This is a genomic window from Acidomonas methanolica (genome assembly GCF_004346035.1).
GTDB classification, from domain to species: Bacteria; Pseudomonadota; Alphaproteobacteria; order Acetobacterales; family Acetobacteraceae; genus Acidomonas; species Acidomonas methanolica.
This window is the reverse complement of the sequence record NZ_SLZN01000003.1, coordinates 230,220-241,192: the sequence shown is the minus strand read 5'-3', so window position 1 is coordinate 241,192 and position 10,973 is coordinate 230,220. Positions and strand designations below refer to the sequence as shown.

Annotated in this window: 8 protein-coding genes and 1 tRNA gene; 4 read left to right on the top strand and 5 right to left on the bottom strand. The window is 58.7% G+C overall.

The genetic code is table 11. The features are described 5' to 3' along the window. Positions 1-102: 102 nt before the first annotated feature. Genes lptB through EDC31_RS04470 form a run of 3 tightly spaced genes read left to right on the top strand, consistent with a single transcriptional unit; the run spans position 103 to position 3,145 of the window. Positions 103-777 (top strand): LPS export ABC transporter ATP-binding protein, encoded by a 675-nt coding sequence (gene lptB, locus EDC31_RS04480; protein WP_081797759.1) that lies wholly within the window; start codon positions 103-105, stop codon positions 775-777. Positions 778-791: 14 nt separating this feature from the next. After that, positions 792-1,985: an LptF/LptG family permease gene (locus tag EDC31_RS04475; protein ID WP_042060493.1), complete on the top strand. Its 1,194-nt coding sequence runs from the start codon at positions 792-794 to the stop codon at positions 1,983-1,985. Beyond that, positions 1,985-3,145, top strand: coding sequence for an LptF/LptG family permease (locus EDC31_RS04470; RefSeq protein WP_052512063.1), 1,161 nt, complete (start codon positions 1,985-1,987; stop codon positions 3,143-3,145). Before EDC31_RS04475 ends, EDC31_RS04470 begins: the two co-directional genes overlap by 1 nt. 374 nt (positions 3,146-3,519) lie before the next feature. Here EDC31_RS04470 and EDC31_RS04465 read toward each other — a convergent pair whose 3' ends face one another. From EDC31_RS04465 to EDC31_RS04445, 5 genes are all read right to left on the bottom strand, one after another. Further along, a complete protein-coding gene (locus tag EDC31_RS04465) occupies positions 3,520-4,278 on the bottom strand; it encodes an acid phosphatase (protein ID WP_158310345.1) in 759 nt (252 codons plus the stop codon). A gap of 142 nt (positions 4,279-4,420) precedes the next feature. Then, positions 4,421-6,718, bottom strand: coding sequence for a TonB-dependent receptor (locus tag EDC31_RS04460; protein WP_081797763.1), 2,298 nt, complete (start codon positions 6,716-6,718; stop codon positions 4,421-4,423). A gap of 248 nt (positions 6,719-6,966) precedes the next feature. Further along, entirely contained in the window at positions 6,967-7,269 is a 303-nt protein-coding gene (locus tag EDC31_RS04455) for a hypothetical protein (RefSeq protein WP_042059562.1), read from the bottom strand. Between the two features lie 322 nt (positions 7,270-7,591). Further along, positions 7,592-9,418 (bottom strand): tyrosine-type recombinase/integrase, encoded by a 1,827-nt coding sequence (locus EDC31_RS04450; protein WP_042059560.1) that lies wholly within the window; start codon positions 9,416-9,418, stop codon positions 7,592-7,594. A gap of 222 nt (positions 9,419-9,640) precedes the next feature. After that, a tRNA-Gly gene (locus tag EDC31_RS04445) sits at positions 9,641-9,715 on the bottom strand. Between the two features lie 93 nt (positions 9,716-9,808). Here EDC31_RS04445 and EDC31_RS04440 point away from each other — a divergent pair. Beyond that, complete coding sequence (locus EDC31_RS04440; RefSeq protein WP_081797641.1) at positions 9,809-10,915, top strand: tetratricopeptide repeat protein; 1,107 nt, start codon at positions 9,809-9,811, stop codon at positions 10,913-10,915. The last annotated feature ends 58 nt before the right edge of the window (positions 10,916-10,973 follow it).

The following is a 10,973-nucleotide window of genomic DNA, read 5'->3' as shown; positions in this document are numbered from 1 at the left end:
ACCATGTTCGGAAGAGCAGGCTTCGAACTCCTCAGGGCGCGTGTCCTTCAGCCCGCATAATCAAAAAACATCATCACGAAAAGTGCGGAAGAACCCAATCGTATGGTCATACGAGATGTCAGCCTGATGGTGCGCCGAGGCGAGATTGTCGGTCTGCTAGGACCGAACGGGGCGGGCAAGTCCTCCACATTCCGCATGATAACCGGAGAAGTGATACCCGATTGCGGAACGATTGTTCTTGACGACACAGATATAACCCCTCTGCCGTTTTTCGAGCGCGCGAGGCACGGATTGACCTATCTGCCGCAAGCGAGTTTCCTGCCGCGCACGATGACCGTGCAGCAGGCGATAACCGTCATTCTGGAAACGCGCATAGGCAACAAAAAGGAACGTGCTCAGCGCATTGACCGGATATTGACGGATTTCAGCCTCGAATCCCTTCGCCATGAGCGCATCGGATCACTGTCCGGTGGACAGCGTCGGCGATGCGAGATTGCCGTTTCCATAGCCTGCGAGCCGACTTTTGTACTGCTGGATGAACCGTTCGCCGGGGTTGATCCGGTCAATGTAGGGGAGATAGCGGCTCTGATCCGCGCCCTGACGCAAGGTCAAGTTGGCGTACTGATAACCGATCATAGCGCGCTCGAATTGCTTCGGCTCGTAGATCGGGCCTATGTGATTTTCGACGGACACGTGTTGGCCGAGGGCGATGCCTCTACTCTGGTCGCTGACCGGCGTGTTCGCGAGACCTATCTCGGCGGTACATTTCGGATATGACCGGACCAGCAGTCTTGAAAGCCGGTCGGCCGCCGCGGCTGTCCGCCCTCCTGGCGGAATATGGCACATTGAGGATACGCCAGTTCCTGCGTGACAGCCTGCGTCTGGTGCTGTTCGTGATGCTACTGGTCGAGGCGATATTTCTGTCCGAGCGCTTTCCCATGGTCTTTCGCGATGTGTTGCGTAATCACGCAGGCCTTCCCGAGGCGCTCGCAGTCTATGCCCTGACCATCCCGCAGATTCTCGATCTCTCCCTGCCGATTGCCTTTCTGACGGCGACATATATGACCGTACTCCAGATGCGCGAAAGCCGCGAATTGCTGGTGCTGGGTGCGGTGGGCATGGGGCCGCGGCATCTGATTGTGCCGGGCATGGCGTTGGCAATCATGGCCTGCATCGTCTCGCTGTTCGTGTCAGGCGTCGTCAATCCATTCTCGCTCTATGAACAACGCGCTGTCCTGTTCCGGGCCGAATACCGGGCGCTAACCGTGGGAAGAAGCGCCGGGCAGTTCTATTTCCCCAAAGACCGCGTGATGTTCGCGCCGCCCCAGATCGACAACACCTCTCATTTCAAGCGCAATATCTTCATCCGCGAACCCGACGGGCCGGGCCGCTTCCGGATCATCCTCGCCGGGAGCGCCCGCGTGGCAAAAGGAGGGGGCAACGGCTATGTTCCGCTCCAGCTCGAAGACGTGGCATGGCGCGTTTTCTGTTTCGATCCAACGGTCGTTTCCTGCTCGGCCGATGGCGGGACCTCGACATTTTCCGCCCGGACATCGGACAGGAATTTAGTCCTTTCCGATGTCCTGCCCTTCGCCGCGAGAGGGTTCGACGGGACAGAAATGACCTCCGCCGAACTGGCAGCGGCAGGTCACGGCACCGGGGCATTTGCTCCCCAGACCATGACCAGGATATTGGGAGAACGGATCGGGCGCGGCCTTCTGTGCGTGATGGCCCCCCTCCTCGCTCTCATCGGTGTATGTCTGACGACGCGCCGGACCGTGTATCTGGCATTGCCTTCGGCCTGTATCATTCTGATGTCCTTCAACATTTCGACCGAATGGATCATTCGCTCGATGGAGAAAGGCCATCCAAGCCTCGTCATCATGGTTCTTTTCGCTTTTACGTCGGCAGGGGCCGGGGCATCCACCTTACTCGTTCTCTGGTGTCAGGACTGGCTGTTCCGCCCGCGGCTGGCGCGCGCGTGATGCAGAGTCCACCTTCACGCCGGATTCACCTCGTCCCGTTCGGCCGCTATACGCGCTATGTGCTGCTGGCCTATCTCCGACAGGTCGTGCTGATTCTTCTGGTGTTGTGGTTCGTCGCGCTGACGATTGACCTCTGGCCTCAGATCGACAGTGTCACACAAGCTTGCACGACGGGCACGACCCGGTGCGTGGTGCGTTTCTGTTTTTTGCGAACACCGAGGCTGATCGGCCCGCTGGTGCCGTTTGTAACATATCTGGGCGTGTTCGTGACCGAACTCATGCACACCTATTCGGGAGAACGAACGCTATTCTGGAACAGCGGTCGCTCTCCGGCCCAAAGCCTCATGCCCGCGATCCTGATCGGCATGTGCCTTGGGCCGATGGATGTCGCGCTGGATGCGTGGCTTGGTCCGTCTTCGATGGCGGTGCAGATGCAGGAGAAGATCGGACGCGATGGCCAGCGCCTCGATCGCACGCGTGAAAGCACTGTCAACTGGATCGCCCTTCCGGACGGGCTTTTGAGCACGCATGTCATTCAGGCTGGCCGGCCCATATTGACACGGCTTGAGTTTTTCCGTTTTGCAGGCCCGGGCCGACTTGTGGAGATCGTTCACGCGGCCCGCGCGGAGCAGATCGGATCGAGTGATGTCTGGCGTGTCCGGATGGGGCGAAAATGGCAATCGCCGGATGGCATTACCAGCCTGTCGATGGACGATGCGCTACATGGAAATGCCATGACGCCCTTCACGGACATGGACCTGCGATTGACGCTGGACCCGCTGTGGTTGAGCGTAATTGGCATGGAGGTGCAATATGTGCCCTTTCCTGTCGTAATGTCATTGGCCGGAAGGGAGCAGCGGGGCTACGACAGGGCACCTTATCGTACACAACTGCATATGATCATTGCCGAAACCGTGCTGCCCGGTACCATGGCCGTTCTAGCCGCCGCTCTGTCTATCACGCTTCTGGCCTATACCAACAAAGCCGTGGTCGTCGGCAGCATTCTTTTCGTCGGTTATCTCGCACATTCCGCGATCCGGGCGTGTGGTCTCCTGGGAGAAAATGGCGATCTGCCACCTGTATTGGCGGCATGGTTCGTGCCTCTCGCGGCAATCGCTATAGCCATTCTTGTGCTTTATCGTGGCGAGAGAAAAATCTAACACCCGCTCGTTTTACTAACGGGTCGAAGGGGTCAATGGGCTTATCGGGTCTCTCAACCAGCCTCTTTGCGGTCCCACCTGCGACACTCGCAGGTAGGACCACGTCCGTATCTCTAAAATCGCTCATGCTTCATAGCTGAACCAGACCAGAAATATTCAGCGCGGCATCAGTCGCCGGGAGCTTACGAACTTACATCATGATGAACGCATCTTTTCCATTGATCAGCACAAAAATGGGTAAGGGATATACGGAACCCTTGAGACAGGCGTTCGGCACAACCTTCCCGTAAATTCCATAATTCCGGTCCCGCGAGCGAACCTGTTTAACGCCGGTTCTGGTGCCTTCACGGATGGCAAAATCCAGCTATATCATCTCACGGCTGAGTAAAGGGAGAATGCTCCGCCGCATCCAGTTCGATCGCGCAACGCTCCCCATCAGGTGCTGGAGCCGTCTTTTTCAGCGCGGCGAGTTCCGCACGTGCGGCTTCTATCTCCGCCGCCGTTGACGGGTCGGTCTCGAAGCGTGCGAAAACAGAGGCACCTTCCTGATAGCCCGCCGTCACGTCCGATGCCCAATGCACACCGCAGACGATCCTGCTTTCGCCGATCACACGGCCACGACGCAGGATCTCCGCTTCGCGCTCGGGCAGCAGGCGGCTGAGGAGCAGCGCGCTCGACCAGCCATTAGTCGTATGGCCGGACGGATAGGCGAAACCAGATTTGGCATTCGGCTTGCGCGGCGTGCAGATTGGTGCGTCATTGCCGACGAACGGACGGACACGGGCAAAAGCGACCTTATCAGCCGAGACGGCGGCTTTCGCCTGGGCCTGCAAGGATTTGATCAGCGCCACGAGATGCGGTGCGCGCGCGGCGTCAATCTCGAACCCGGCGGCACAGGAAAAATCCTTCAGCAGCGCGGCCGGCTTGAGGTCGGCGTCCTGCGTGGCCAATGTCCAGCGACGGGTTCCCTTCAGCGCACGTGTCGCCTCGAAGATTTCATGATCTGCCTTGTCCAGCGGGGAACCGACAGCCGGGGGTGGGGCAAGCATCGCGTCCGTTGGCACGGCCTGCGCCTGCTGAGTGGCGAGCGTCGCCGCGATGGCGGATAGGCCGCAGGCAGCCAACATCTTCATGCGGAAAAATCGTCGGGACGGCATCTGGCTGAATGGATTGACCATGAGAAGCGTTCTTTCTTTTCTAGAATGTCAGAAATCTGCCTCTGACGAAGCACCATCATAAGAAGATCGCGCCTCGCCAGAGAAACCGAATGCGCAATCAGAAACCGAGCGGCACTGAGACGCTTCCGAAAAATCCGCGTCCGGCCTGGGAAATCCAGAGGTCATTTCCATCGGCAGTCGAACCGGCGTAGTCTACGATTTTCGTGCTGTTGGCCAGATTGGTAACGTGCAGGCCCAGCTTGATCGGCGGGATTCCATGCGAATGCTGCTGGAAGGTGTAGCTCACGGAGAGATTGAGTTGATTGAAGGGATCCAGACCCTTCTCGGCGATCCCTTTGGAACTGATCTGACCCGCGCGAGCGCCGATCCATTTGTCGATCACGGAAGCATAGAAGCCATTGTGCTCGTAGATGATACCACCTGCCGCCGTTGCATCCGGCGCTTCGGCTAGAGGTGCCCCCGTATTCTGCGTTTTGGACTGATTGAGGCTACCGTTGGCGAACAAAGTCACGCCACCGCCAACGTAATATGAAGCCTCACCCTCGATGCCGTAATAATTCACGCCGCCTTGATTATAGTAGACCTTCATCGGACCATAACCAGGAATATTCTGGTTGGAGCTGGTCACAAAATTACTAAAATCAATATAATAGACATCAGCGGACACGGTAAAACGTCGGCTCTGCCATGACGTTCCGATCTGGTAGTTCATGGTGTTTTCCGGACTGACTTTGTTGGCAGACGGGTCGGGCGTATAGAAATACGCGGCGTCCGGTGCCAGAAAGCCACGGGCGACTTGCAGATAGGCCGACCAGTTTTTCGCGGCCATGTAATGCACGTTAAGTGACGGCATCGGTGTGCCGTAGGTCTGATCATAATTAAGCGGTGTGCCGGTTTTCTGGTTGATGGGCGCGTTGATTTGACGATCCATCAGCGCGTATTTGAAGCCCGGCGAGACCGTGAGGTTCGGCAGTGGACGAAAGGTGAGCTGCACATAAGGTTGAGCGCTGAAATTTTCGAGCGTCATCAGCCGGTTGAGGTTCGGTGTGTTCGTGAATTTGCCAACCGCATAGTTGAAATTGCCTTGCTGGCGGGTATCGGTCTGGTGTTCCAGCCAGAAACCCACATCCAGCTTGGCAAGACCGAAATCGCGCTTCAGAGCGAAGACATCGCCCCACGCGCGGTAATCCTGACGCATCGCCTGACCGAATTCGCATCCAGGACCGGATTCATAGATTGTTCCTTTGTATTTTGCGCCGCATGTCACTCCTGCTCTGGCGGCGGTCGTATTGTACTGCGCGGAAATCGTGCCGTTCACATCATTGGTGTTGTGACCGTGATGATAATAGGCATAGGTGTACACTTTATTGTCGATCGTCCAGTTGTTTCCGAGATCGCTGTGCAGCGCGACATAGGCCATATCGGTCTGGATCGCGTCAGTATTATATTTATAGTAATTCTGGGAATTTGGATTGTTGGACAGTCCGTAATTCGGTCCGTATTTGGCGATTTCCTCGCGAGTTGCTCCTAAAGTGGTATTATGGTTAAGATTATTATACAAACCCATAAAGGTCAGAGTGGTATGTTCGCCAATCGGCTGTATCCCCTTTGAGTATAGGTTCCAGCGCTGCTGCCCAGAATACGTCAGATAACCGTCGCTACTCGAACCTGTGCCGTCAAAGACGAAAGAAGCGCCGTTGAGCTTCTTCATCTTTCCAGAATTAATTTCACCACCGTAAGTATAGGTATTCCACGCGCCCATGCTGCCAAAAGTCTCGACAGAGCGCTGCGCTTTCGGGTCTTTGCCCTTGACTGAGATCGTGCCCCCGAAGGTTGCATAACCTAGCGTACTGGCATCGCCCGGCCCGCGATCGACACTGGTATCGCCAAGCGAGTGGGACATGAAATAGCCGGTCGAGTGATGGGTAAAGTTATTGCCATCCGCAAAAGGGATGCCGTCGAAAGTCACGTTGTATTCGCCGTCCTGAAAACCGCGAATGGACATGTTCCCAGCTTCGGACAGCCCCGGACCGTTCGGAGAGATCGACATAACGCTCGGCGTAAGAATCGCGACCGTGTCGTAGTTGCCCGTGGGAGGAATATTGTTTTCGATGAAGTGCTGGCTAATAAGAGAGGTGGGCTGAAACGCTTCCAGCGGCGCCTTGCTTGGAGCCTGATAGATGGCAGAATCGGTCGAGTGGCCCACCACGAGGATATTTTCGTTTTTGTGTGGATTCTGAATAGATTTCTGCTTTACCGACTTACCTGGGAGCAGCCCGGGTGAAACCTGATCTTGTGTACGAATATCTTTTGTGTGTGTTATCTTTTTTGTAGACTGTGGAGGTATTGTATTTTCTGCTGCTCGCGCGGACATGACGGGTGCGCTGAACAGCATTGTGGCGCATAACAACGCTCCGGAAGCTAGAGCGTGCGTTACTTCAACCGACTGGGCCGTTTTCGTCGCGTTGTAACGCGCTATGACCCGTGACCCGTGACCCGTGACCCGTGACCCGTGACCCGTGACCCGTGACCCGTGACCCGTGACCCGTGACCCGTGACCCGTGACCCGTGACCGTATTACTTAAATTTTTATTATACAAGAATTTAACTAAGAATTCCGAACGAGACATCGCGCCCTCAGTTTTAACTCATGCAATCAGAACATCCCGCCACCTTGAGGTCGCGTTGCGAAGCACGTATCACGTGGGGATTATTAAATATCGTGACAGTTCTGTTGCATTTTTTGAAAACGATCATGAGGGAAATGGCGTCGATAGCCGCGAAAACTGGCGGTTCGGCACACACGCCGAACGCGCGGGTCATGAAGGTAGCAGTCGAGGCAGGTAGCCCCCAATTGATCACAAGGTTTTTGCTGTGATCGTCGCTGCGGTCGACCGCAACATAAACATCGGAATGCGCGATGTTGAAATGGTTCACTGCCATCATGTTCAGCCGCGTGCCGAGATCGGTTTACATCCGCATCGTCAATTCGCGGATGAAGTCCGTCAGATCCTCCGGCCCGTCGGCCCCTACAGCGTAGAAGACACCACGCGCCCCGCCGCAGAAGGTTCCATCACACTGGATATAGCAGCAGGTGAGCGGCGCCTCCCGTCCCGGCCTGACTCTCCGCGCAGGCCTTCACGGTCTCACGCCGGGCACTGAACACCTGATTCCGCCAGCCGGTAATCGCGCGCGGACGACGGACTTCACGCCCACAAGGCCGACTTGCCCCACGCGGGAAGAGCCAAATTGACTGCATCAACCCGCGTCACCCGGCTTCGCGAAGCGATGGCGCCGGAGTCCTCAACGCGAAGCCCACGGCCTTGACGACCTCGCGCAGAGTCTCTTGCGTCACGATCTGCACGGGCACCTGTCCGTCAAGCATCGCGTTGGGACGGGAGAGAGCATGATAGATCTGCCAGGGATCAGCATCCCATGCCTGCTTCAGCACCGCCTGGATCAGCCGGTGCCTGACGGGATCGAGATGCCAGTCGGGCACGCGCTGACCTCGGTTGCCGACGGTTACCGCCAGCAGGTTTCCGCCCTGGATTTCGTAATTGACCCAGCGGCGGGACTTGCCCGTCAGTTTCGCAAACTCGGCCACCGGAAGATTATGGGGCGAATCCAGAATGTCCAGAAGCAGAATCCGCTCCCGCTGAAGCGGCGACAGCGACGGATTTTCCTCCGGTCCAGCCCGACGGACCGCCGACAAACGATGGATCGGCGCGGGTTCCTCCTGCCGAGCGACCAGCCGTAGCATCGGGGACACGGGAACGCGATGTTCGATCTCCCGGTTCTCGGCGACCGCATCGTCGTCCTCGATCCGGACGGCCAGATGGGCGCTTGCGGCCTCGACCCGATCCTGTTCCAGCAGGTCGAGCCGGTCGGCCCAGTCCTGCATCATGCGCCGACGCGGCTCCACATAACGGGCGTGGTTATAGGTGGCGCTGGTCCGATGCGGGTCCACGTGCGACAACTGGGCATCAACCCAGCTCAGGGGGTAGCCGATCTCGTTCAGTGCGGTGGAGATCGTTCCCCGGATGCCGTGGCCGGTCAACTGGTCCGCATAGCCCATCCGCTTGAGCGCCGCATTCAGCGTGTTCTCGCTGATGCGCTTCTTCAGATTCGACGTGTGGTGAAAGAGATAGCGTTGGGCTGGCACCATCCGCGCCAGCAGATGACGCACGATCTCGGTCGCCTGAGCCGAGAGCGGCACAATATAAGGCGGGATGTCCTGCGGCCTCTGGCGTTTCTTGCGCATGGAGAGCTGTAGCTGCTTTACCGTCTCGGGCGGGATGATCCAAAGCCCTTCATCGAGATGGAACTGGTCCGGGGTGGCCAAGCGCAATTCTCCCGTCCGCACGCCGGTCAGCAGAAGCAGGCGAAGCCCGAGCTGGGTTTGCAGACGACCCCGGTAACGCCGGAGGCGCTTCAGGAAAGGCGGCATCTCTTCCAGGCGCAGGAAAGGGTTGTTCCGCACCGGCGGCTGCGGCTGGGCGACCACATCGAGGTCCGAGGCCGGATTGCTCTCCAGCCCCGGCACCTTGACCAGAGCATAGCGGAACATCTGGTTGAACCAGGTGCGAATCTTCTTCGCCACACTCAACGCGTCGCGCTGCTCGACCCGGCCGAGCGCGTCCAGCAGATGATGGCGGCGGATGTCATAGATCGACAGCTTGCCGAGGACCGGCAGCACGTCCTTGGCGAAGACCCGTTCGACCTGTGACAGTGCCGTCTGACGGCCGTGACGCAGGGTGAGGGCGCGATGGGCGTGCCACTGAGTGAAGACCGCCTCGAAGCTGTGTTCTGCCGCCTGCCGAACCGCAAATCGCTGCTGTCGGCGCTCGATGCGCGGGTTGACGCCCTTGGCGAGCAAGGCCCGTGCCTCATCCCGCAGAGCGCGCGCCTCACGCAGGCTGATCTCGGGATAGCTGCCGAACGACATGCGTTTCTGGCGGCCCATCCAGCTGTAGCGGAAGTGCCAGGACTTGCTCCCTCCGGCCAGAACACAGAGGGAAAGGCCGTCCTGATCGCCGAGCGTGTAGTCCTTGCCGGTGGCCCTGGCCTGGCGGACGACGACATCTGTAAGAGACATGGGTGGCTCCTGAACTGCGTCAGAAGCGATCTTCGCCTGCCCTCACCGCTCGGACCCGGAAGAAACCGGATTCAGGCACACCCGCAAAGATGGACTAGATTATGGACTAAAAGCGGGTGGCTGCCGGTAGAATTCCATGGCTCTCAGTGGAACTCGACCGAACGGATTTCCGTTCCATTTCAAGACTTTGTGGACTTCAGTAGACGTCCATGGAAATTGATCTGGAGCGGGCGATGGGATTCGAACCCACGACCCCAACCTTGGCAAGGTTGTGCTCTACCCCTGAGCTACGCCCGCACTCCGTGGATCGGGGTGATACGGGTTTGGGTAGCCCCATGCAAGAGGGGGAAAGCGAAATTTGCGGATTTTTTTCCGCGCCCGGCCTGCGCCATGTCAAAGAGTCGCCATCCGCCTTGCGTTCGGCAACGCGCAAGCCGATCTTGCAACATGAACCGGCCCGGAACGGCCGCCCTTGCCAACGAGGATCCACCTCTCATGGACCACATCATCGGACCGAAACGTGACGCAAAGCCGGCGACAGGGTTTTTCGCCACAGATTCCGCGCCTCCGAAATCTGCACCTCCGGCATCGCCCGCCGCATCGGAGGCACTTATCATAGACGCCGACCAGCACAGCTTCATGACGGAGGTCATGGACGCCAGCCGGCAGCTTCCCGTATTGGTGGATTTCTGGGCACCGTGGTGCGGGCCATGTCGGCAGTTCACCCCCATTCTGGAAAAGGTCGTACGCGCCGCACGCGGACGAGTGAAGCTCGTCAAGGTCGATATCGAGACTAACCAGGCGCTCGCCGCACAACTCATGCAGGTCGGCCTGCCGCTCCAGTCCATCCCTATGGTCGCGGCCTTCTACAAGGGCCAGATCATCGACCTCATCCAGGGCGCGCAGCCGGAAAGCGAGGTCAAACGCTTCATCGAGGCGCTGCTGAAAATGAGCGGCGGCGGCGCGATGCCCGCGACCGATATTCTCGCCGCGGCGCGGGCTGCCTTGCAGGACAGCCAGCCCGAGGAAGCCGCCGCGCTCTTCGGCTCCCTGCTCCAGATCGAGCCGGAGAACCCCGATGGCTGGGCGGGGATGATCCGCGCCATGATCGCGCTGAACGATGTCGAGGCGGCCAGGGAGGTCATCAGCCAGATTCCGGCGAAAATCGCCGACCATACGGAAATCGCGGGCGCGCGCGCCGCCCTCGCCCTGCACGAGGAGGGCCTCGTCGCCGCCGCGGCCCTGGAGGAAGTTCGGGCGCAGAGCGACGCCGACCCCGCCAATCACGAACTGCGCTTCAAACTCGCGGGAGCGCTCAATGGCGCGGGCCGGCGCGCGCAGGCGGCGCAGGCGCTTCTCGATATCATCAAGGCCGATCGCAACTGGAACGAGGGAGCGGCCAAGACCGAACTCCTGCGTTTCTTCGACGCATGGGGCAACGCGGATTCCGCCACCATGCCGGCCCGGCGGAAACTCTCCGCCATCCTGTTCTCATGACGGGATCGAAGGACAAGCGGCCCAGAGGCTTCGATCCCTGGGCCGTCCACGATGACAT

Coding starts and splice junctions, on each gene's coding strand:
- EDC31_RS04470 (WP_052512063.1), top strand. CDS start 1,985: ATGCAGAGTCCACCTTCACGCCGGATTCACCTCGTCCCGTTCGGCCGC.
- EDC31_RS04440 (WP_081797641.1), top strand. CDS start 9,809: ATGTCAAAGAGTCGCCATCCGCCTTGCGTTCGGCAACGCGCAAGCCGA.
- EDC31_RS04460 (WP_081797763.1), bottom strand. CDS start 6,718: ATGCTGTTCAGCGCACCCGTCATGTCCGCGCGAGCAGCAGAAAATACA.
- EDC31_RS04450 (WP_042059560.1), bottom strand. CDS start 9,418: ATGTCTCTTACAGATGTCGTCGTCCGCCAGGCCAGGGCCACCGGCAAG.
- EDC31_RS04455 (WP_042059562.1), bottom strand. CDS start 7,269: ATGATGGCAGTGAACCATTTCAACATCGCGCATTCCGATGTTTATGTT.
- lptB (WP_081797759.1), top strand. CDS start 103: ATGGTCATACGAGATGTCAGCCTGATGGTGCGCCGAGGCGAGATTGTC.
- EDC31_RS04465 (WP_158310345.1), bottom strand. CDS start 4,278: ATGAAGATGTTGGCTGCCTGCGGCCTATCCGCCATCGCGGCGACGCTC.